Source organism: Polaromonas sp. DSP2-3-2b2 (assembly GCF_049895905.1).
Classification (GTDB): domain Bacteria; phylum Pseudomonadota; class Gammaproteobacteria; order Burkholderiales; family Burkholderiaceae_C; genus Polaromonas.
This window is the reverse complement of the sequence record NZ_JAFCTH010000001.1, coordinates 327,087-349,478: the sequence shown is the minus strand read 5'-3', so window position 1 is coordinate 349,478 and position 22,392 is coordinate 327,087. Positions and strand designations below refer to the sequence as shown.

The window sequence follows — 22,392 nt, the reverse complement described above, 5'->3', positions numbered from 1 at the left end:
TTTAAGATCGACAGCGTTACAGCTCTTCAATGCGGCGCCCGGGGTAACTGTCCCACGCCTGGCAGCCGGGGCAATGCCAAAAATGCTGGCTTGCTTCAAAACCGCAGGCAGCGCAGCGGTAGCGCATCAAGGGTTTGGTGGCCTGATCCATCGCCCGCTGCACCAGCATGTGGTGATGTTCGTCTTCAAGTTTTTCCCCCGCAATCCATTTGCTGGCCGCCACCAGGGAAATTTCACGCTCCATGTGCGTTACGTACCAGTTACGCGCGGACATGGAATCTTTTTCAAGCTTGACAATAGCCTCGATCAGGTCAATCGAAGGTGTCTGGGCATAGCCGGCCTTGAGCAGCGCCAGTGCGGCTTGCTGTTCGCTACTACTTTTCGCCACATTGGCCAACAGGTTGGCGGCCAGTGGCAAGGCATGCGGAGCAACCGCGGTGAGCGTGCGCAGTGTCAGAAACGCATCGTGACCCCGGCCTAGCTGGCTCTGGAGCTTGGCCAGATCGATCAATGGCCTGGCGGAAGCTGGCGCCATGGCCACGGCTTGCATCAGGGCGCCAAGCGCCACGCCAGTGTCGCCCGTGGCAATGGAGGCACTCGCCTGCTCGCACAAATAATGCGATTGCCGCGTACTGAAACTGCCGTGGCTGGAATTGCCAAGCCGGGCGGCAATTTCGGTGGCATTGGCCCAGTCACGCGAGCGCTCGTAAATCGACAGCAGCGCCAGCCGGGCTTCTTCTTCAAACGCTGTGCCTTCGAGCTTTCGAAGCGCAGCCTCGGCGCGATCAAGCAAACCGGCTTTCAGAAAATCCAGTGCCAGTGCATGCTGGGCGCGCTCGCGTTCAGGCTGGGTCAAGTCGCCGCGCGACATCAGATGCTCATGAACCCTTACGGCGCGCTCGTATTCGCCACGGCGGCGAAACAGGTTGCCCAAAGCAAAGTGCAACTCTGACGTGTCGGGGTCGTTCTGAACAGCTTCAATAAAGGCATCAATGGCCTGGTCCTGCTGCTCGTTGAGCAGGAAGTTCAGTCCCTTGAAGTAGGCTTTGGGCGCTTGGCGATTCTCGATGCGCAGTTGCCGCAAGTCCAGCCGGGAGGCCAGCCAGCCCAGCGTAAAGGCAATCGGAAATCCGAGCAGAACCCAGGTGAAGTCAAATTCCATGTTGAAGCGGGACAGGGTTGTTCTCGGCTTCTTCCAGAGGCGCAGCCGATACAGGAGCCAAAGCAGCTTTGCGTTTCTTCCACCAGCGCGGCATCATGACCAAAATACCCATTGAAAGACCGCAGGCAAAGGTGGCCAGCACCACGAGCACCAGAGGCGCTTGCCACAAGGTACCAAAAAAGAAATGCACTGCAACCGTTTGCTGGTTGTTCAGCGCAAAAGCAAAAAGCGTAAAAAAAATGGCTGCCTTGAGCAGCCACGTCAGGTATTTCACTGGTAATCCCCGGAGTGGTCTGACAATTGTAGCCAGCCCACCGGGCGAGAAAGCCCCAAGAGTTAACTCGGAAGCGGAACCTTCAGCAATTCTTCCGTTCGAGCATCGACTGCTTCGCGCAAGGCCTTACCCGGTTTGAAATGCGGCACCCGCTTTTCAGGAATCGCCACGCTTTCTCCAGACCGAGGGTTGCGTCCCATGCGAGGAGGGCGCCGGTTGATGGAAAAACTGCCAAAACCCCTGATTTCAATACGGTTGCCGCGCACCAAGGTATCGCCCATGGCATCAAGAAGTTTCTTAACCGCCAACTCGGCATCACGGTGCGTCAATTGGCTGAATCGGGCAGCGAGCTCTTCGACTAAATCGCTTCGGGTCATCCGTAATTATCTGGTTGGTGGCAGAAACCATGCACGGCAAACCGCGTCATGGATTCTGTCCGACAAGATTACTTGGACTCGTTGCTGTCCAGCTTGGCGCGCAGCAGGGCGCCCAGGCTGGTCAGGCCGGCGCTTTCACGCGACGACTGCTGGCTGAGCGTTGCCATGGCTTCCTGCTGATCAGCATTGTCTTTAGCCTTGACCGACAGCTGGATGTTGCGGGTCTTGCGATCCACGTTCACCACGACAGCCGATACTTCGTCGCCTTCTTTCAGCACGTTACGCGCATCTTCAACGCGGTCACGGCTGATTTCACTGGCACGCAGGTAGCCAATGATGTCTTCGCCCAGATCGATCTCTGCACCCTTGGCGTCAACCGTCTTGACCTTGCCGGTCACAATCGCGCCCTTGTCGTTGATCGACACGAAGGTCGTGAACGGATCGGAATCAAGCTGCTTGATGCCCAGGGAGATGCGCTCGCGGTCGACATCGACAGCCAGCACGATGGCTTCGACTTCCTGGCCCTTTTTGTAGTTGCGAACTGCGGCTTCGCCGGGCTCGTTCCACGAGAGGTCGGACAAATGCACCAGACCGTCAATGCCGGCAGCCAAGCCCACGAACACGCCGAAGTCGGTGATCGACTTGATCGGGCCCTTGACGCGATCGCCGCGCTTGGTTTCCACGGCGAACTCTTGCCATGGGTTGGCCTTGCACTGCTTCATGCCCAGGCTGATGCGGCGCTTGTCTTCGTCGATTTCCAGAACCATGACTTCGACTTCATCGCCCAAGGCCACGAGCTTGCTTGGCGCCACGTTCTTGTTGGTCCAGTCCATTTCGGAAACATGGACCAAGCCTTCGATGCCTGGCTCGAGTTCCACGAACGCGCCGTAGTCGGCAATATTGGTGATCTTGCCAAACAGGCGGGTGCTTTGCGGGTAGCGGCGGTTCACGCCCATCCATGGGTCGTCGCCCATTTGCTTCAGACCCAGCGACACGCGGTTTTTCTCGGTGTCGAACTTCAGGATCTTGGCCACGATTTCCTGGCCAGCCGTCACCACTTCGCTTGGGTGACGCACGCGGCGCCATGCCATGTCGGTGATGTGCAGCAGCCCGTCGATGCCGCCCAGGTCAACGAATGCACCGTATTCGGTGATGTTCTTGACGATGCCCTTGACGGCAGAGCCTTCTTTCAGGGTTTCCATCAGCTTGGCGCGCTCTTCGCCCATGCTGGCTTCGACCACGGCGCGGCGTGACAGCACGACGTTGTTGCGCTTGCGATCGAGCTTGATGACCTTGAATTCCATGGTCTTGTTCTCGTACGGAGACAAGTCCTTGATAGGGCGGGTGTCGATCAGCGAGCCGGGCAGGAAAGCACGGATGCCGTTGACCAGAACGGTCAGGCCGCCCTTGACCTTGCCGCTGGTCTGGCCGGTGACGAATTCGCCGGATTCCAGGGCTTTTTCCAGGCTCATCCACGATGCCAGGCGCTTGGCCTTGTCGCGGCTCAGCAGGGTGTCGCCGTAGCCGTTTTCGACGGAGTCGATGGCGACGGAGACAAAGTCGCCGACCTGGACTTCAACTTCGCCCTGGTCGTTCTTGAATTCTTCGAGAGGAATGTAAGCCTCTGACTTGAGGCCGGCGTTCACAACCACATGGTTGTGATCGATGCGCACTACTTCAGCGGTGATGACTTCACCGGAGCGCATTTCAGAGCGTTCAAGTGATTCGTTAAACAGGTCGGCAAAAGATTCAGACATGAATTTCCTAATCCACACAACAGGTTTCCAATAGCGGAATTGCTACTGTTTTTAGGGCTGCTTGCGGCGGTTTGGTGAGGTTTTGCGATCAAACGACAGGTAAGACCGCAGGTTGCTTAAAATGTTCCTGCGAACCCTGCGCCCCATAAGAAGGATGCGCGTCGAGGGTCAGAAGGGCCGGGTGCCTTGCCACCAGTCCATCACCAGATTCAGCGATTCATCAATCGTCAGGTCGGAGTTGTCCAGTAACTTAGCATTATCAGCAGGTCTTAACGGTGCGGCTTTGCGGGACATGTCCCGTTGGTCGCGCGCTTCCAAATCCTGTTGAATGGCGGCGATTGTAATCGCGTTTCCTTTTGCGATCAATTGCTTGTACCGGCGTTCGGCACGATGCAAAGCGCTGGCGGTCAGGAAAATCTTGAGTGGCGCGTCGGGGAATACGACCGTTCCCATGTCCCTGCCGTCGGCCACCAGACCGGGGAGTTGCCGGAAACTGCGCTGCAAGTCCAGCAAGGCATTGCGGACCTGCGGATGGGCTGAAACCCGGGAAGCGGCCATGCCGGCGAGTTCGGTGCGAATTTCCTCGGAAACGTCTTCTTCGGCGTCGCCGGTGGATAGAAAAATGCGGTCGCCCTTGAACCGGACCGGCAAGCTGCGTGCAATTTCGGCAATCGCGTCGCCGTCATCGAGTGACAGGCCGGCGCGCAAGGCAGCGAAAGCGCTCAAGCGGTATAGGGCGCCCGAGTCCAGGTAGTGATAACCCAAGTGATGCGCCGTCAGCGCCGCCAACGTTCCCTTCCCGGAGGCGGTGGGACCGTCCACGCAGATCACGGGTATCTGGCCGTCCCGTGCTTCGGTGACCGAGAACAGCGTTTCAAAATAGTCCGGAAAGGTCTTGGCAACGCACTTGGGGTCCAGAATCCGGACCGGCAGCTCGGCCGGGTTGAAGGCCGCCAGTGAAAAACACATGGCGATGCGGTGATCGTCGTAGGTATGAATGACTGCGGGCTTCCACGCGCCGGCCTGCCCGGGCGGGGTCACTTTCAAATAATCCGCGCCTTCCTCGACGGTCGCGCCAAGCTTTCGCAATTCGCAGGCCATGGCGGCAATGCGGTCGGTTTCCTTCACGCGCCAGCTGGCGATGTTGCGCAGCACGGTGGTTCCGTCGGCATACAGCGCCATCACGGCAAGCGTCATGGCGGCGTCGGGGATGTGGTTGCAGTCCATGTCAACCGCCTTGAGCGGCCACGCGCCGCGCGACACCTGCAGGGAGTTGGGCGTGCTGTCGATGCGGGCGCCCATGAGGCGAGCCGCTTCGATAAACCTGATGTCGCCCTGGATGGAGTCCGCGCCTACTCCCAGAATTTTTAAGCTATTTTGGCCTTTTGCGCTTGCTGCTATTGCACCAAGTGCTATGAAATAACTAGCAGATGAGGCGTCGGCTTCGATATGGATTGCACCGGGCGACTGGTAGGTGCTGCCAGCCGGAATCGTGAAACGTTGCCAGCCTTCGCGCTCGACCTGAATGCCGAAGCGCCTGAGCAGGTTGAGCGTGATCTCGATGTAGGGCCGTGAAATCAATTCACCGACGACTTCGATGCAGATGGCTTGCTTTGCCACCAGCGGCAGGGCCATCAACAGGGCGGTGAGAAACTGGCTGGAAACGTCGCCCCGGACCCGAATCGGCTGGTCGAGCTTCAACACCCCTGGACGCAGCCGCAAAGGGGGGAAGCCCTCGCCCCCGAGGTAGTCAATGGCGCATCCCAGTTGCCTGAGGGCATTGACCAGATCGCCAATGGGCCGTTCGTGCATGCGCGGCACGCCCGACAGTTCAAACTCGCCGCCCAGCAGCGCCAGTGCAGCGGTCAGGGGTCGCATGGCGGTGCCCGCATTGCCCATAAACAGTGTGGCTTTGCGCTCGATGAGCTGGCCACCCAGTCCGCCGATCACGGCGGTGTCGCCGTCTTGGACCACCGTGCAGCCGAGTTGCTTAAGAGCGGTGAGCATCACAGCGGTATCGTCGGAAGCGAGCAAGTCATGAACCGTGGTCTGGCCGCTGCTCAACGCGGCCAGCAGCAAGACGCGGTTGGAAATGCTTTTGGAGCCGGGCAGGCGGACCTCACCTGCGACGCAGGCCAGCGGCGGAAGGTCGAGAAACTCAATGTCGTACATGAACGGTGCTTTACTTGGGAGCGTTGTGCGAGGAAATGCGCCAGTTGGCGCGCGCTTCACTGGCTTGCCCGATTTGTGATTCAAGTGCCTCCCCGCTGCCGCTTGAAATCAGCTGTTCAAGCGATTGCAGGGATTGCTGGAAAATTCTGGACTGCGTGAGCAACTCTTCGCGGTTGGCCATGAGGATGTCGCGCCAGACCTCCGGGTCGCTCGCGGCGATGCGGGTGAAATCACGAAATCCCGGTCCGGCCAGCGCCATGTAGTCACGGCCCTGCGCCTGGGACGTAATGCCATTGATCATGGCAAAAGCGATCAGGTGCGGCAAGTGGCTGACAGCTGCATAAGCCGCGTCGTGCGCCTGGGGTGACATGCGCAATACCTGACAGCCCAAGGCCGTCCACACATCCGTTGCCTGTTGCAACTGCGCGCTCAAGGTACGTTCGATCGGCGTGAGGATGACCTGCTTGCCTGCGTAGAGATTCACGTCCGCATTTTCGACCCCCGAGACTTCCTTGCCGGTGATCGGATGGCAGGGAACAAATGAGCCGACCTGCTCGCGCAGCACCCGACGTGCCGCGTCCACAACGTCGCGCTTGGTGGAGCCGACATCCATCACCAGCGTCGTGGGTCCGACAAGATGCCGGATGGCTTTGAAAGTGGCTTCCGTGGCCGACACGGGGATGGCTAGCAAGACGATGTCTGCACCAGAGACAGCCAAAAGCGCCGATGGTGCTTCCACGTCGATCACTCCCATCTGGCGAGCCCGCTCGGTGGTGGAGGGGGATTTGCTGTAACCAACAACGCGCTTGACCAGACCGGCACGCTTAAGCGCCAGTGCAAAGGAACTGCCCATCAGGCCGCAGCCGATGAGGCCTAATTGTTCGAACATGCCACACCCCTGAAATTGTTTTTTTTGTTTGGTGCTACTGCGCCCCGCCTTGAATCCCGCATCAGTCGCTGACGGGGTAGGTGCCCAGAACCTTGTAAAACGCGCAAAGCTGCTGCAGGTCCGCCAGTGCAGCTTTCACGTGGTCCTGGGACGGATGGCCCTGGAGGTCGATATAAAAATAGTATTCCCACTGACCCGAGCGGGCGGGACGCGATTCAAAGCGCGTCATGGAAACGCCATGGGTTTTCAGCGGCACCAGGATGTCATGCACGGCACCCGGCTGGTTGGGTACTGAAACCACCAGGCTGGTGCAATCCTTGCCCGAGGCGGACGGGGCTGGAAGCGTCTGCGGTAGGCAAACCACTGCAAAGCGGGTGCGGTTAAAGGCGTCGTCCTGGATGGCATGCGCTGCCGTGTGCAGTGCAAACTGCGTGGCTGCTCTGGCGCTGGCAATGCCGGCCCAGGCCGGATGGGTGGTTGCCAGGCGTGCACCTTCTGCATTGCTGGAAGCGGCGCGGCGTTCGACATGAGGTAAATGCGTGGTCAGCCATCCCTGGCATTGGGCCAGGGCTTGCGGGTGCGCATAGACAACTTCGATGCCCTCGAGCGAGTCTGAAAGCCGCAGCAGGTTGTGCCGCACCATCAGGCTGACTTCTCCCACGATGTGCAGCGGTGAGTTCAGCAGCAGGTCGAGCGAGCGTGACACGACGCCCTCGGTCGAGTTTTCAACCGGCACCACGCCAAATTCTGCCGTGCCTGCCGTGGCTGACCGAAACACTTCATCAAAGCTGGTGCAGGGAACGTGTTCAATGCTGGAGCCAAAAAACTGCACGGCGGCTTCTTCGCTGAACGTTCCGGCAGGGCCCAGATAAGCGACTCGTACCGGTGACTCAAGCGCGAGGCAGGCCGACATGATTTCGCGCCAGACGGCCGCCACGTGTTCATTTTTAAGCGGCCCCTTGTTGGTCTGCTGGATCTTTTCAATGACTTGGGCAACCCGGTCGGGCCGGAAAAAAGGCGTTCCTTCGCGCTTTTTGACTTCTCCGACCTGTTCCGCAACCAGTGCGCGTTGGTTCAGGAGGGTCAGCAGTTGTTTGTCGAGCGCGTCAATCTGGATGCGCAAATCAGCAAGGTTGGCAGTCATATCAGGCGTGTTTTTGTTCGAATTCTTGCAGGTAGCTCACCAGCGCCTGAACACCGGCCAATGGCATGGCGTTGTAGATACTCGCGCGCATGCCGCCCACGGATTTATGGCCTTTCAGTTGCAATAAGCCGCGTGCTTTTGCGCCAGCCAGAAAGGCATCGTTGCGTGACTCGTCGCGCAAAAAGAACGGTACGTTCATCCGGGAGCGGCAGTCCTTGCTGACCTTATTGATAAACAGCGCAGAACTGTCGATGGCGTCGTACAGCAACTGCGCCTTGGCCAGATTGTGGTTTTCAATGGCTTCGATGCCAGTTGCCTCACCTTCCCGTTGCCGCTTGAGCCACTGAAAGGTAAGCCCCGCAATATAGATGGCGTAGGTTGGCGGCGTGTTGTACATCGAATCGTTGTCTGCCACCGTCTTGTAGTTGAAGGCGCTCGGGCAGACCGGCAAGGCATGTCCCAGCAAGTCTTCGCGCACCACCACCAGCGTCACGCCAGCAGGCCCCAAGTTCTTTTGCGCGCCGCCAAACGCCAGGCCGACCCTGGACCAGTCAACGGGCCGTGAAGCCACGTGCGACGAGAAGTCGATCACCAGCGGTGCTTCGCTGCCCAAGGCCTTCAGGTCGGGCAACTCCTGGAACTCGACGCCGTGAATGGTTTCGTTGGTGCAGACATGCACATAGCTTGCATCACGGCGCAACTGCCAGGATGCCAGGGGCGGCAGGCTGGTGAAGGCGCCGCTTTCAGTCGTGGCGGCAATCTGGACATCGCAGTATTTGCGCGCTTCCTTTTGCGACTTGTCACTCCAACTGCCGGTCACCACAAAATCAGCCGAGCCACCGCGCGACAGGTTCAGCGGAACGATAGCGTTTTCCGCGAGTCCGCCGCCTTGCATGAAAAGTATTTTGAAGTTCTTGGGAACTGCCATCAGTTCGCGGAAGTCCGCTTCAGCGTTTTCGTAAATCGAAATGAATTCCTTGCCCCTGTGACTCATTTCCATCACGCTCATGCCGCTGCCATGCCAGTCGAGCATTTCGGCGGCCGCCTGCTGCAACACAGCTTCTGGCAAATTGGCAGGACCGGCCGAGAAGTTGAAGGGCCGGGTCATTTCTTGGCGGGCGGGCTGGCCTTGGGCGCCGATGCAGGCCCGCCCACGATTTTCAGAGCAGCTGCATCAAACTGCTTGGCCCGGGCGAGTACATCGACCCTTGAGGCGTCAATCAGTTTCTGGACAAACATATTGCCCAGTTCAGGTGAATTGGCCTGGTATTTCTTGATGGCGGGTGATTCGAAGAAAGCGGCAATTTGCTGCAACTCCTCCAGCGTGAAACGCTCGGCATAGGCTGGCACCAGAACATCGGTGCTGACCTTGCTGACCTGTTTGGCAATCAGCTGGTTGGTGTCGTCGGAATACTTCTTGAGTTCGGCATTCAGTGCTTCCGATGCTTTTTGCTGGTTGGCTTTGGCCACATTCGTTTCCAGCCGGGGTCCCCAGTTGGCGATCAGTTCTTGCGTTGTGCTGCCTGCCATTTGGGCGATGAGCCGGTCAAGTTCCGGCCCCTGCTGAAGCTTGACGACCTTGGCTGCTAATTCGGTTTTGGCGTTTATGGTTTGGGCGTGCAGGCCCGTGCTGAGGGCAAGGCTGGCAAAAGCCAGCGTAGTGATCAATTTTTTCATCAATTTTGTTCCGGGTTGACGGCATCGCTGCCTGCGTCGTTTTCAGTATCAGTATCAAGGCTTTCGTCTGCATCTTCCAGCGCCGCATCGTTTTCAACAATGCGCTGGAGGCCGCTGAGTTGCGAACCTTCATCCAGACCTATCAGCGTAACACCCTGAGTGGCGCGTCCCATTTCACGAATCTCGCTGACGCGTGTGCGCACCAGTACGCCCCTGTCAGTGATCAGCATGATCTCGTCGTCAGCATGAACCAGTGTTGCCGCGACGACCTTACCGTTGCGCTCGCTTTGCTGGATGGCAATCATTCCCTTGGTGCCCCGACCATGCCGCGTGTATTCGGTGATGGACGTGCGCTTGCCAAAACCCTTTTGGGTGGCTGTCAGCACGCTTTGTTCCCCATCTTCGGCGACCAGCATGGCAATGACCCCTTGGCCATCCTCCAGATTCATGCCCCGGACACCTCGCGCATTGCGTCCCATCGGGCGCACATCGTTTTCATCAAAACGAACCGCCTTGCCGCCGTCGCTGAACAGCATCACGTCATGCTTTCCGTCGGTCAGGGCAGCGCCGATCAGGTAATCCCCTTCATCGAGCGCCACGGCAATGATGCCGCCCTTGCGAGGATTGTTGAAGTCGTCTAACGGGGTTTTTTTGACCGTTCCCATGGACGTGGCCATGAACACATAACGGTCCGCCGGAAAGCTGCGTTTTTCCCCCGTCAATGCCAAGACCACCGTGATTTTTTCACCCTCCTGCAGCGGAAACATGTTGACAATCGGCCGGCCGCGCGAACCGCGCGAACCTGCCGGCACCTCCCAGACCTTCAGCCAGTAGAGCCGGCCACGGTCTGAAAAGCAAAGAATGTAGTCATGCGTATTGGCGATGAATAGCTGGTCGACCCAGTCGTCTTCCTTGGTCGCCGTGGCCTGCTTGCCGCGCCCGCCGCGCTTTTGCGCCCGGTATTCAGACAGCGGCTGGCTCTTGATATAGCCGGTGTGCGAGAGCGTGACCACCATGTCGGTAGGCGTGATCAAATCTTCGGTGCTCAAATCAAACGAACTGTGCTCGATATGGCTGCGACGGGCGCCCAGCTTTGTCTGGCCGAATTCCAGCTTGATCGCCGCCAGTTCTTCACCAATGATGGTTGAGACCCGCTCCGGCTTGGCCAGAATGTCGAGCAGGTCGTCAATCTCGGCCATGACTTCCTTGTATTCAGCAACGATCTTGTCCTGCTCCAGGCCAGTCAGGCGCTGAAGGCGCATCTGCAGGATTTCTTGCGTCTGGGTTTCTGACAGCCGGTAGAGACCGTCGCCACCCATGCCGAATGATTCCTCAAGACCGTCAGGGCGGTAATCGTCGGCATTGACCATGCCGCCATCGGTTCGCGCTCGGGTCAGCATTTCACGCACCAGGCTGCTGTCCCATGCCCGGGTCATCAGTTCGGCTTTTGCCACGGGCGGTGTCGGCGCATTGCGGATGATGGCGATGAACTCGTCAATATTCGCCAGTGCGACGGCCAGACCTTCCAGCACATGGCCGCGCTCGCGCGCTTTGCGCAGCGTGAACACGGTGCGGCGCGTCACCACTTCGCGGCGGTGGGAGATGAATACCTGGATCAGGTCCTTGATGTTGCACAGCTTGGGCTGGCCGTTGATCAGCGCCACCATGTTGATGCCGAAGGTGTCCTGCAACTGGGTCTGCTTGTACAGATTGTTCAGAACGACTTCGGGCACTTCACCCCGTTTGAGGTCAATGACCAGGCGCATTCCGGACTTGTCGCTTTCGTCCTGGATGTGGCTGATACCCTCGATCTTCTTTTCGTGGACCAGTTCTGCCATGCGCTCCTGAAGCGTCTTTTTATTCACCTGGTAGGGAAGCTCATCGACAATGATGGACTGGCGCTGACCCTTGTCGATATCCTCGAAGTGGCACTTGGCGCGCATGACAACCCGGCCGCGGCCGGTGCGATAGCCATCTTTTACGCCATTGATGCCATAAATAATTCCGCCCGTGGGAAAGTCTGGCGCGGGAATGATCTCCATCAGTTCATCAATAGACGCTTCCGGATGTTTCAGTAGATGCAGGCAGGCATCCACCACTTCATTCAGGTTATGCGGTGGAATGTTGGTTGCCATGCCTACAGCAATGCCGCCGGAGCCATTGACCAGCAGGTTGGGCAGGCGGGTCGGCATGACCAGCGGTTCCTGTTCACTGCCATCGTAGTTGGGGCCGAAGTCAACCGTTTCCTTGTCCAGATCGGCCAGCAGTTCGTGAGCGATCTTGGAAAGCCGAATTTCGGTGTAACGCATCGCTGCAGCGCTGTCACCATCGACCGAGCCGAAGTTGCCCTGGCCATCCACTAGCAAGTGGCGCAGTGAAAAGTCTTGGGCCATGCGCACTATGGTGTCATAGACTGACTGGTCACCGTGCGGATGGTATTTGCCAATGACGTCACCGACGATACGGGCAGATTTCTTGTATGGCCGGTTCCAGTCGTTGTTCAGCTCGTGCATGGCAAACAGGACACGCCGGTGTACCGGCTTGAGTCCATCGCGGGCATCGGGAAGTGCCCGGCCCACGATAACGCTCATTGCATAGTCGAGGTAGCTTCTTCGCATTTCCTCTTCTAGGCTGATGGGCAGGGTTTCTTTTGCGAACTGGGTCATGAAAAGCCTGGTTTGGGAAGTGTCAAGGTATGGGCGAAAAGTGCTTTGATTTTAAGGCTCGAGTTTAAAGCGGCTTGTTTGTGGCAGGTCAGCAACATATTTGGAAGAAACGCCGCTCTGTGTCGGACGAAGGCTTCAGCGCGCTTGAAGGCCAGAATGTGTGTGGCACAATCAATGTAACTCCTTGAGTGATGGTCACTTGAGGCGTGTAATCTTAATAATCGCAGCAAGTCTGCGGCTTTTCTCTAGAGGAGAATCATGAACAAACTCAACAAAGTGGCAATGTTGTTTGCTTCCGCAGCGCTTGTTACCGCCGCTGGTGCGCAAACAATCGACAACTGGAAAAACGGCAACAACGAGTTGGTCTGGAAAAACGGTACTAATGAACTGTGCTGGCGTGACAATTTCTGGACCCCAGCAACTGCTGCTCCAGGTTGCGACGGCGCCATTGTTCCTGTTGTTGCTCCCGCTCCTGTGGCTGTTGCTCCTCCCGTAGCTGCTCCTGCTGTTGTTCCTGTAGCTCCACCTGCTGCTACAAAAGTTACATACGCTGCTGATGCTTTCTTTGACTTCGACAAGTCGGTGATAAAGCCAGCAGGTAAAGAAAAGCTGGACGATCTCATTGGCAAGATCAAGGACATCAACCTGGAAGTGATTATTGCCGTTGGTCACACTGACTCTGTCGGCAGCGACTCGTACAACCAAAAACTGTCGGTTCGCCGTTCAGAGGCTGTGAAGGCTTATTTGGTGTCAAAGGGCATTGAGAAAAACCGCGTTTACACCGAAGGCAAAGGCGAAAAACAGCCTGTTGCTGACAATAAAACTGCCGAAGGCCGCGCGAAAAACCGCCGTGTCGAAATTGAAGTCGTTGGTACCCGCGCCAACAAGTAATTTTTTTGAAATTACTCAAAAAACCGCGCATCGGCGCGGTTTTTTTATGCTTCAACGATAATTGTCAGATGACTACATCCCAAAATTTTGACCCTGCCGAGCTGGCCAAATTTTCTGACCTTGCCCATCGCTGGTGGGACAAAGAAAGTGAGTTTCGACCACTGCACGAAATCAATCCGCTGAGGCTTGACTGGATCGCAAGCTTAGTGCCACTGAACGGTTTACGCGTACTTGATGTAGGTTGCGGCGGCGGCATTCTGGCAGATTCGATGGCACGCAGGGGTGCCAGAGTGCTTGGAATAGATCTGGCAAGCAAGGCTTTGAAAGTTGCTCAACTTCACGCGCTTGAGGCTCAGACCCAGGGTGTTGAGTACCGTGAAATAAGTGCCGAGTCTCTTGCGGCAGAGCAGCCTGGCACTTTTGATATGGTCACTTGCATGGAAATGCTTGAGCATGTGCCTGATCCGGCCGCTGTGGTAAAAGCCTGCGCTGTTTTGGTCAAGCCGGGTGGTTACGTGTTTTTTTCAACAATAAATCGTAATGCCAAAGCATTTCTCTTTGCTATCGTCGGTGCAGAATACGTGCTCAATATGCTACCGCGCGGTACGCATGAATATTCAAAGCTGATCAAACCCAGCGAGCTTTCCCGTTATTACGGGGCGGCCGGTCTCGATTACATGCAGACCAAGGGCCTTGAATACAACCCGCTGACGCGACATTACTGGCTGAGTGCCAATACCAGTGTGAATTATCTAGTGGCTACCCAAATGCCCAAACTGGCATCAAGTCATGTGGAAGATGAATTGACAGTAGCATGTTGAACAACGTAAGCGCAGTACTGTTTGACCTGGACGGTACGCTCATCGACAGCGCCCCTGATCTGGGCGCAGCAGCTGACAAAATGCGCACCGACAGATCCCTTGAGTCACTCCCTTTGTCCCTTTATCGTCCAATGGCGGGCGCTGGCGCCAGAGGGATGATTGCCGTGGCTTTCGGCTTGACGCCTCAAGACACAGCATTCGAAGCGTTGAAGGAGGAGTTTTTTTTCAACTATGAAGCACGGCTGGTAAAGAGTACTTACGTGTTTGATGGAGTAGCCGAACTGATTACTCGCCTTTGTGATTCCGGATTAAAATGGGGCGTTGTTACCAACAAGTCAGTCCGATTTACACTTCCACTGACCCAGGCAATGTCACTTTTCACGACAGCCCAGACCATCATCAGTGGCGACACCACGGCTCACGCAAAGCCACATCCTGGCCCCTTGCTTGAAGCGGCGCGCCAACTTGAATTGCCTCCGGGGCGCTGTGTTTACGTCGGCGATGACGAACGCGACATCCTGGCAGGTCGTGCGGCTGGCATGCCGACAGTGGCTGCGGCCTACGGCTATCTGGGAAATGTCAGCGATACGAAAAGCTGGAATGCTGACTTTACGATCATCAAACCTTCAGCACTCTTGAATTTATTGAAAATGGCTTAAGATAGCTGGCTTGGGGCTGCATTGGTTTCGACGTGGGTTCGGACGCGGTGTGGTGCATGTCGAGCTGAGTGTGCTCGTAAAACTGATTCAAACAAACTAACTGCAAACGACGAACGTTTCGCACTCGCAGCTTAATTGCCTGTGAGCTTTACAACAGCAGGCCGATGGGCTGGGCAAGGGATTTTTAACGCAAGTTGAGGGTTCCAGGCTGTAAAGATAATTTCATCGGCTGGTCTCGGGCTGGGTACCTTAACCCGAGACAAGAAAATAGGGTGCTGGCGTTCTGTAGAGCGTGCGACTGCGCGCTACAGGTGGCGAGACTTAAATCAGACCGCTAAACATGTAGATCTGCCCGAACAAGGCTTGCGGACGGGGGTTCAAATCCCCCCAGCTCCACCATACGACCCGATAAAGGCCGCTAACGACATACAGTTAGCGGCCTTTTTCTTTGTATCCTGCAAGGTCTATTTACGCTGTGCCAATCGCTATGACGGTTTTTTTTCTGCAGCCAGGTTGACAACCCGTCACAACTGGGATTCCAGCAGCAAGGCCAGCCGCTCCATCAGTTTTTCCTTCAAGGGCCGGGCTGCCCATTGGTCGTAAGTCACCTGGCGGGAATTTCTTAGATCGTCTTCGAAAATCCGGGTCTGGCGCTCGGCAAAAGCCGTGTCGTAGATGTTCAGGTTGGCCTCGTCGTTCAGGCGAAACGACCGGTTGTCAAAATTGGTTGAACCGACCGACACCAGCAGGTTGTCAACAATCATCACCTTGCAGTGGTACATGCTGGGCACGTATTCGTAGATTGCGGCGCCGGCCTTGAGCAGCGGGCCCCAGGTGCCCCGAGACGCCGCGCGCACCGTGTCGGTGTCGATGATTTCTCCGGGTGTGATGATGCGGATTTTTACGCCGCGCCTGAGCGCATCGACCAGAATCTTGGTGGTGAGTTCATCGGGGACAAAATAGGCGCTGGACAGGTCAATCGCATCCTTGGCGGCGGTGATGGACAACTGGTACATCAGCTGCATGCTTTCGCTGCCGCCCGAAGGCGAGCTTGAGAAAACCTGGGCGTCGCTGTTCCCAACGGCTTGCAGTGCCGGAAAGTAATTCTCTCCATGCATGACCTCGCCGGTGACCTTGAGCCAGTTGTCCATGAACACGGCTTGCATCTGGGCGACAGCCGGGCCTTCGATGCGGAAATGGGAGTCCCGCCAGTGGTCGGGATCCTGGCCGTTGCCGGTCCATTGGGGGGCAATGCCGACGCCGCCGGTGAATCCGGTCTTGCCGTCGACCACCAGCAGCTTGCGGTGGGTGCGGTTGTTGAGCCGGTGCAGGTTGTACCAGTTCGGTTTGTGAAACTTGCGGATCTGCACGCCAGCGGTCTGCATTTCTTGCAAAAAGCCTTCGTCGATCTTGGCGCTGCCGACCCAGTCCAGCAGCACATGCACCTTCACCCCCGCCCTGGCACGCTCTGCCAGCGCATCGGCAAACTCGCGGCCGATGTCGCCCGACCAGTAGATATAGGTTTCGAAGGTGATGCTCTGCTGCGCGCTGCGGATTGCCGTCAGCAAGGCCGGGAAAATTTGGTCGCCATTGATCAGCTCCTGGGCCCGGTTGCCGCCCACCAGCGGCGGGCCCAGCAGCGTGCCGATGGCGCGGCGAAACTGGGGATCGTGGGTCGAATAAAGGCGAGGCAGTTCGCGGCTGATGTCTTTTTCACCGCTGCTGAAGTTCACCACCAGCAGCATGCCGATCAGCGTCAGCAAAAACGTGGTGGCAATCGCCAAGGCAAGGCGTTTCTTTTTAATCATCGTGAAATGGCAAAAATATCAGGTGGAAGATGAAATGCCTGAACCCGTCTGCACAAGTTCAAGCTCAGCATTATTTGACAGGCGGGCCATTTTGTCGAAAGCCGATTCCCTGCAGGCGGGTAGTCCGGCAGCCTGATTCGCCGGGCGACAATAGCGCCATGGCAAAAACACACATGCAATTGCAGGAAATTCTTTTTTCCCAGGGTTTTGGTACGCGGCGCGTCTGCGCGGGGTTGGTTCAGCAGGGTTTTGTGACGGTAGCGGGCGCTCCGTGCACTGAACCGGCTATGGATTTCGTAGTGGATGGCCTGCAGTTCACGGTTCAGGGCGTGGCTTGGCAATACCATGAAAAAGCCTACCTGATGCTGCACAAGCCCGCCGGCTACGAATGCTCGCAAAAACCGAGCACCTATCCCAGCATCTACACGCTGCTGCCAGCGCCGATCCGCCAGCGCGGCGGCGGCGCGGCGGCGGGCGTGCAGGCGGTCGGGCGGCTCGACCAGGACACGACCGGGCTGCTGCTGCTGTCGGATGACGGCAAGTTCATTCACCGCATGAGTTCGCCCAAGCACCATGTGCCCAAGATCTACCAGGTCAGGGCGAAGCATCCGGTGGACGAACAACAGATCAGCAAGCTGCTGGCCGGCGTGGTGCTGGACGACGACCCCAAGCCGGTTCGGGCAGCCGCCTGTGAGCAGACTGGCGAATCGCAGCTGAACCTGACGCTGACCGAGGGAAAATACCATCAGGTCAAGCGCATGATCGCTGCCGTGGGCAACCGGGTGGAAGACGTGGGCGGACTGCACCGTTCCTGCATCGGCTCGCTGGCGTTGCCAGAAGACCTCAAGCCCGGCGAATGGCGCTGGCTGACGGCGCAAGATCTTGCCTGCATTGCCGGCACCGCTGCGAACTAGCGGCACCGGCGTTTTCTGACGAAAAGACCAACGGCCTTGCATTGCCGATAAGGCCTTCGGCGCAGTACAGTCCGCGCGGTTCGCGGTCGGCCGCTACACTAACTGATTGACCTTGGAAAGAACCGTTTTGTGAATGCTTATTCCCGTTTTCCGGCTGTCTGCGTGGCTGCTTTCTTGGCCATGCTGTGCCTGTCCGCCTCAGGGCAAACTGCCAGGGTCCAAGCAGTCGCGCCGCCAACGGCCGTCATCACCACGCCCGTGTTCGTGCTCAATTCGCTGGAAGACAGCGTCAGCGTGATCAATCCGGCGAACTGGACGGAGATCAAGCGCATCGAGACCGGCAAGCAGCCGCATCACCTCTACCTCACGCCCGACGAAAAGTCGGTGATCGTGGCCAACGCGCTGTCCGATTCACTGACCTTCATCGATCCGAAAACGGCCGAAGTCCAGCGTACCGTGCGCGGCATCATCGATCCTTACCACCTGCGGTTTTCGCCCGACATGAAGTGGTTTGTGACGGCTGCCAACCGCCTCAACCATATCGACATCTTCCATTGGGACGGCAAGGACATGACGCTTGCCAAGCGCATCGCCACCGGCAAGACGCCCAGCCATTTGTGGATCGACAGCAAGAGCAGCACGATTTATTCGACCATGCAGGAAAGCGACGAACTGATCGCCATCGATCTGGCCACGCAGACCGTCAAGTGGCGCACCAACACCGGCTCGACGCCCGCCGACCTGATTGGCACGGCCAACGACAAATTCGTGCTGGTTGCCCTGACCGGTGGTGACGGCGTCGAGGTGTATGACGTGAGCGGCAAGGAGCCTAAGCGCGTCAAGTTCATCAAGACGGCGATGGGCGCCCATGCCTTTCGCGCGTTCGGCGACAAGCGCCATGTGCTGGTCAGCAACCGGGTGGCCAACACCATCAGCATGATCGACCTGCAGACACTCGAAGTGGTGAACAGTTTCCCGGCGCCCGGCGGCCCCGACTGCATGGACGTGAGCCGCGACTTGAGCCAGATCATGGTGACGTCGCGCTGGATTCGCAAGCTCACCTTCATCGACGTGGCCAGTCGCCAAGTGGTGCGTCAAATCAACGTTGGCAGGAGTCCCCATGGCGTTTGGACGCTCGATCACTCACCGAGGTAGCCAAGCATGGTTTGCTATTTTATTAATAGCTAATTGCGCTTACGCTGCAAGTGCAGACGGCCAGTTTGATGCTAAAAATTCGGCTGAAAACGCTTCCTGCAAGCCGGTCTACCTGACGCTGGACACCGGCCACATGGAGGTGGCGCCGCTGATCGCCGACGTGCTCAGGCGCCATCAGGTCAAGGTGACGTTTTTCGCCGCCAACGAGCGCACCAAGACCGGCGATGGCAGCCTGGGCGTGCATTGGGCGCCTTGGTGGAAGGCCCGTGCGGCGGAAGGCCACGAGTTTGCCTCGCACACCTTTGATCATGCTTACTGGCGCGGCGACGTGCCAGCCGCGCCGGGCGCGCCGCCGCAGTTCAGGATACGTCCTTCGGCCGGCCCTTCGCAGGGCAAGGAATCGACCTGGTCGTCTGCCCAATACTGCGAGGAAATCGGCCGTGCCAGCGCGCGCCTGCAGCACATCACCGGCAAGAAGCCCTTGCCGCTGTTCCGCGCACCCGGTGGCAAAACCTCGCCGCAGCTTCTGGCCGCCGCCCGGTCGTGTGGCTATGCGCATGTGGGCTGGTCGCCGGTCGGCTTTCTGGGTGACGAGTTGCCCAGCGACAAATACCCGAACGCCGGGCTGCTGAACAAGGCGCTGCAAAGCGTCCGTTCGGGCGATGTATTGGTGGCGCACCTGGGCATCTGGTCGCGCCAGGAGCCGTGGGCGCCAGCGGTGCTGGAGCCCTTGATCACCGGCCTGCAGTCGCAGGGCTTTTGCTTCAGGACGCTGCGTGAGCATCCACAGTACAAGACCTGGATTGAAGCGCAGCCGCTTGCCTTGACAAACCTGACTGGAAAATAAGCCCGATGGACTGGTTGACTGGAGTTTTCGCGGGTGTTCAGGGCTGGCTGTTCCAGACGCTGGTGCAGCCCGCCCTGTTTGCGCTCGACATGGGCAGCCTGTTCGAGGATGCCTATGCGGCGACGGCCTGGTTCATGATGGGCGTCCTGCAGGTCGTCGTCCTGCTGGCGGTGATTGGCCCGCTGCAGCGCTGGCGACCGGTCGAGGCGATGGACTCGCCCGCTGACCGGGCGAGCATACGCATCGACGTGCTCTACACGCTGATCCACCGGCTCGGGCTGTTCCGGCTGGCGCTGTTTTTTACGCTTGAGCCGTGGTTTGACATCGCCTTTGGCGCGCTGCGCACTGCCGGCTACGGAACCTTTCACCTGGACCAGCTGTGGCCCGGCGTGACCGACAAGGCCGTCGTGAGCCTGTTCATCTATTTGCTGGTGTTCGACTTTGTCGCCTACTGGACGCACCGTGGCCAGCATCAGCTGGAGTGGTGGTGGCGGCTGCATTCGCTGCACCATTCGCAGCGGCAGATGACGATGTGGAGCGACAACCGCAACCACCTGCTCGACAGTATCTTGGTTGACAGCGTCGTCGTGGTCGTCGCGCAGCTGATCGGCGTGGCGTCTGACCAGTTCATCGTCATCGTCGCGCTGACGCAGCTGAGCGAAAGCTTTCAGCACGCCAACGTGCGGCTGTGGTTCGGCCGGGTGGGCGAGCGCCTGTGGGTCAGCCCGCGCTTTCACCGGCTGCACCACAGCATCGGCATTGGCCATGAAACGCCGGTACAAACAAGGTATAACGCAACGCCAAGCCTGCGGGAGTCGTCGTCCCCATCTTCACCAGCCGGGGCCGCGGAACCGGCTTCGCCGGGCCGCAGGCGCAGCGCCCCCCCGGGGGGCAGCGAACCACACGAAGTGGGGAGCGTGGGGGCTTATAAACTCGGCGGGCAAAATTTTGGGGTATTGCTGCCGTGGTGGGACATGCTGTTCGGCACGGCCAATTTCGAGCTTCGCTTTGACCCCACCGGCATTCGTGACCAGGTCGAGAAGCAGCGCGACTACGGCAGCGGCTTCTGGTCTCAGCAGTGGCTGGGCATGAAGCGGCTGTTCGGCCGGGCCTGAAGCGCGCATGAACACGATGCTTGATTCCTTCTGGCGGGCGGTGATGTACTGCCTGCATCCCCGCGTCATCGTCCTGTCGATCCTGCCGGTCGTCATCATGGGCGTGCTGTCGCTGACGCTGGGCTACCTTTACTGGGAAAGCGCGCTGATCGCGGTGCGCGCCAGTCTGGAAAGCTATGAGCTGGTCAATGCCATGGTGCACTGGCTCGACGGCATCGGACTGGGCAGCCTGCGCCTGGTGCTGGCGCCGGCGCTGGTGCTTTTTCTTGCCATTCCGGTGATCGTCATCGCGACCTTGCTGCTGGTGGCCGTGTTCATGACGCCCAGCATGGTCGCGCTGGTGGCGAGCCGGCGGTTTCCGCAACTGGAGCGAAAAAAAGGCGGCTCGATGCTCGCCAGCATTGTCTGGTCGCTGGGCTCGACCTTGCTGGCCATCGTGGCGCTGGTGGCGACGGTTCCGCTCTGGCTGGTGCCGCCGCTGATCCTGATCCTGCCGCCGCTGATCTGGGGCTGGCTGACCTACCGCGTCATGTCTTACGATGCCCTGGCCGACCATGCCAGCCGCGAGGAACGCGAGCAACTGTTCCGGGAAAACCGCCTGCCGCTGCTGGGCATCGGCGTGCTTAGCGGCTACCTTGGCGCCGCGCCCAGCCTGCTCTGGGCCTCGGGCGCCATGTTCATCGCCATGGCGCCCATCCTGGTGCCGCTGGCGATCTGGATCTACACGCTGGTGTTTGCCTTTTCGTCGCTGTGGTTTGCCCATTTCTGCCTGGCCGCGCTGGAGCAGCTTCGCAAGCGAAATAGTGCTTTTGCGCAGGCGCCGTCTGCACAAGCTGCTACCGAATTAATAGTTGACGAGTCACCACCGCCTATGGCGCCCAGGTCGGCAGGCGGCTCGTCCGATTCATTGGCCTAACTTCAGGACCCTTTCGCATGACCCCTCAATTCGGACTCATCATCATTGGCGATGAAATACTTTCGGGCAAGCGTGCCGACAAGCACCTGCCCAAAATCATCGAACTGCTGGCTGCACGCGGTCTGCCGCTGGCCTATGCCGAGTATGTCGGCGACGATCCGGCGCGCATCACCGCCACGCTGAAGCGCGCCTTTGCGGCTGCGCGTGATTCGGGCGATGTGGTGTTCAGCACCGGCGGCATTGGTGCCACGCCGGACGACCACACGCGCCAGTGCGCAGCCAAAGCCCTTGGCGTTGAGCTGGCGCTGCACCCTGAAGCCAAACGGCTGATCGAGGAACGCATACGCGACACGGCAAAAGAGCAGGGCGCCGCCTACGAGCCCGACCGCCATGACAACCTGCACCGCCTGAACATGGGCGTGTTTCCGGTAGGCGCGCAAATCATCCCAAATCCGTACAACAAGATTCCGGGCTTCAGCTGCTTTGTCGAGCGTGGAGAAGAGGGCGGCGCACAACCGGCCGTGCTTGCAGGCCAGCCAGGGCCGCAGGACCGGCTTTGCCAGACCGCAGGCGCAGCGGCCCCCTCGGGGGGCAGGGAGCTACACGAAGTGAGCGACCGTGGGGGCATCCACTTCTTGCCGGGTTTTCCAGTCATGGCCTGGCCCATGGTCGAGTGGGTGCTGGACAACCGCTACGCCCACTTGCACAGCACCTCGGGCGCTGTCGAAAAATCGGTCATCGTGATGGGGTCGATGGAAGCCACGCTGACGCCCTTGATGCTGGCGATTGAAGCCGAACATGCCGGCGTGAAGGTGTTCAGCCTGCCCAGCGTCGACCATCCGCAATATGGCCGCCATATTGAACTCGGCGTCAAGGGCCCGGCGGAGGCCATCAACCGGGCTTATCCCGCTCTGCTGGCAGGCTTGCACCAATTCAATCTTCAGCTTGGCCCTGAATTGGTGCGCTAACAAAAAAGTTGCCAAATTAAGCAAATATTTGCACCTTAATAGTGCATTTCTGGGTTAATTTTCAAAACTGCTGTTTCAAAACAAGTCAATTGCCATTCCGTAGCGACAATAGCGGCGGCACAATGACGGGTTTGGCCAAAACCCCGGTGTTCCCGGCTTTGGCACAAAAAGTGCATTCAA

The 22,392-nt window shown here is 58.5% G+C and carries 21 protein-coding genes and 1 other RNA gene; 11 read left to right on the top strand and 11 right to left on the bottom strand.

Annotated elements, in window-relative coordinates:
• Positions 1-16 precede the first annotated feature (16 nt).
• From lapB to gyrA, 10 genes are all read right to left on the bottom strand, one after another.
• Complete coding sequence (gene lapB, locus ACP7AD_RS01680; RefSeq protein WP_426146674.1) at positions 17-1,162, bottom strand: lipopolysaccharide assembly protein LapB; 1,146 nt, start codon at positions 1,160-1,162, stop codon at positions 17-19.
• Entirely contained in the window at positions 1,152-1,436 is a 285-nt protein-coding gene (locus tag ACP7AD_RS01675) for a LapA family protein (RefSeq protein WP_426146675.1), read from the bottom strand. The genes lapB and ACP7AD_RS01675 overlap by 11 nt, the downstream gene beginning before the upstream one ends.
• 62 nt (positions 1,437-1,498) lie before the next feature.
• A complete protein-coding gene (locus ACP7AD_RS01670) occupies positions 1,499-1,813 on the bottom strand; it encodes an integration host factor subunit beta (protein WP_426146677.1) in 315 nt (104 codons plus the stop codon).
• A 68-nt stretch (positions 1,814-1,881) separates the two neighbouring features.
• Entirely contained in the window at positions 1,882-3,570 is a 1,689-nt protein-coding gene (rpsA, locus tag ACP7AD_RS01665) for a 30S ribosomal protein S1 (protein WP_426146679.1), read from the bottom strand.
• 168 nt (positions 3,571-3,738) lie between these two features.
• Positions 3,739-5,742 (bottom strand): bifunctional 3-phosphoshikimate 1-carboxyvinyltransferase/cytidylate kinase, encoded by a 2,004-nt coding sequence (locus ACP7AD_RS01660; RefSeq protein ID WP_426146681.1) that lies wholly within the window; start codon positions 5,740-5,742, stop codon positions 3,739-3,741.
• Positions 5,743-5,752: 10 nt separating this feature from the next.
• On the bottom strand, positions 5,753-6,631 hold the full coding sequence (locus ACP7AD_RS01655) for a prephenate dehydrogenase (protein WP_426146683.1): 879 nt from the start codon (positions 6,629-6,631) through the stop codon (positions 5,753-5,755).
• Between the two features lie 61 nt (positions 6,632-6,692).
• Entirely contained in the window at positions 6,693-7,775 is a 1,083-nt protein-coding gene (pheA, locus tag ACP7AD_RS01650; protein ID WP_426146685.1) for a prephenate dehydratase, read from the bottom strand.
• Position 7,776: 1 nt separating this feature from the next.
• Entirely contained in the window at positions 7,777-8,883 is a 1,107-nt protein-coding gene (serC, locus tag ACP7AD_RS01645) for a 3-phosphoserine/phosphohydroxythreonine transaminase (RefSeq protein WP_426146687.1), read from the bottom strand.
• Complete coding sequence (locus tag ACP7AD_RS01640; protein ID WP_426146689.1) at positions 8,880-9,452, bottom strand: DUF2059 domain-containing protein; 573 nt, start codon at positions 9,450-9,452, stop codon at positions 8,880-8,882. Before ACP7AD_RS01640 ends, serC begins: the two co-directional genes overlap by 4 nt.
• Positions 9,452-12,118 (bottom strand): DNA gyrase subunit A, encoded by a 2,667-nt coding sequence (gene gyrA, locus ACP7AD_RS01635; protein ID WP_426146691.1) that lies wholly within the window; start codon positions 12,116-12,118, stop codon positions 9,452-9,454. Before gyrA ends, ACP7AD_RS01640 begins: the two co-directional genes overlap by 1 nt.
• A 258-nt stretch (positions 12,119-12,376) precedes the next feature.
• Between gyrA and ompA the strand changes: the two genes are divergently transcribed.
• The 4 genes from ompA to ssrA all read left to right on the top strand — a co-directional run bounded on the left by ompA (position 12,377) and on the right by ssrA (position 14,888).
• Positions 12,377-13,009, top strand: a complete 633-nt coding sequence (ompA, locus tag ACP7AD_RS01630; protein WP_293636815.1) for an outer membrane protein OmpA — start codon at positions 12,377-12,379, stop codon at positions 13,007-13,009.
• Positions 13,010-13,077: 68 nt separating this feature from the next.
• Positions 13,078-13,830 (top strand): bifunctional 2-polyprenyl-6-hydroxyphenol methylase/3-demethylubiquinol 3-O-methyltransferase UbiG, encoded by a 753-nt coding sequence (gene ubiG, locus ACP7AD_RS01625; RefSeq protein WP_426146841.1) that lies wholly within the window; start codon positions 13,078-13,080, stop codon positions 13,828-13,830.
• Positions 13,824-14,489 carry an HAD family hydrolase gene (locus ACP7AD_RS01620; RefSeq protein WP_426146693.1) on the top strand — a complete coding sequence of 222 codons (666 nt, stop codon included), beginning with the start codon at positions 13,824-13,826 and terminating at the stop codon, positions 14,487-14,489. Before ubiG ends, ACP7AD_RS01620 begins: the two co-directional genes overlap by 7 nt.
• Before the next feature lie 12 nt (positions 14,490-14,501).
• Positions 14,502-14,888: a transfer-messenger RNA gene (gene ssrA, locus ACP7AD_RS01615) on the top strand.
• Between the two features lie 125 nt (positions 14,889-15,013).
• Here the strand turns inward: ssrA and ACP7AD_RS01610 are convergent.
• Entirely contained in the window at positions 15,014-16,297 is a 1,284-nt protein-coding gene (locus ACP7AD_RS01610) for a phospholipase D-like domain-containing protein (RefSeq protein ID WP_426146695.1), read from the bottom strand.
• Between ACP7AD_RS01610 and ACP7AD_RS01605 the strand changes: the two genes are divergently transcribed.
• The 7 genes from ACP7AD_RS01605 (at position 16,260) to ACP7AD_RS01575 (ending at position 22,212) form a co-directional block, all read left to right on the top strand.
• Positions 16,260-16,433 carry a hypothetical protein gene (locus tag ACP7AD_RS01605; RefSeq protein ID WP_426146849.1) on the top strand — a complete coding sequence of 58 codons (174 nt, stop codon included), beginning with the start codon at positions 16,260-16,262 and terminating at the stop codon, positions 16,431-16,433. The genes ACP7AD_RS01610 and ACP7AD_RS01605 overlap by 38 nt on opposite strands.
• 37 nt (positions 16,434-16,470) lie before the next feature.
• Positions 16,471-17,211: a pseudouridine synthase gene (locus tag ACP7AD_RS01600; RefSeq protein WP_426146843.1), complete on the top strand. Its 741-nt coding sequence runs from the start codon at positions 16,471-16,473 to the stop codon at positions 17,209-17,211.
• A gap of 129 nt (positions 17,212-17,340) precedes the next feature.
• Positions 17,341-18,366: a YncE family protein gene (locus ACP7AD_RS01595; protein WP_426146697.1), complete on the top strand. Its 1,026-nt coding sequence runs from the start codon at positions 17,341-17,343 to the stop codon at positions 18,364-18,366.
• The gene (locus ACP7AD_RS01590; RefSeq protein ID WP_426146699.1) at positions 18,332-19,213 is read left to right on the top strand and encodes a polysaccharide deacetylase family protein; all 882 of its coding nucleotides are present in this window, start codon (positions 18,332-18,334) and stop codon (positions 19,211-19,213) included. Before ACP7AD_RS01595 ends, ACP7AD_RS01590 begins: the two co-directional genes overlap by 35 nt.
• A 5-nt stretch (positions 19,214-19,218) precedes the next feature.
• Positions 19,219-20,328, top strand: coding sequence for a sterol desaturase family protein (locus ACP7AD_RS01585; RefSeq protein ID WP_426146701.1), 1,110 nt, complete (start codon positions 19,219-19,221; stop codon positions 20,326-20,328).
• Between the two features lie 7 nt (positions 20,329-20,335).
• Complete coding sequence (locus ACP7AD_RS01580) at positions 20,336-21,244, top strand: EI24 domain-containing protein (RefSeq protein ID WP_426146703.1); 909 nt, start codon at positions 20,336-20,338, stop codon at positions 21,242-21,244.
• Positions 21,245-21,261: 17 nt separating this feature from the next.
• On the top strand, positions 21,262-22,212 hold the full coding sequence (locus ACP7AD_RS01575; protein WP_426146705.1) for a competence/damage-inducible protein A: 951 nt from the start codon (positions 21,262-21,264) through the stop codon (positions 22,210-22,212).
• Positions 22,213-22,392 lie beyond the last annotated feature (180 nt).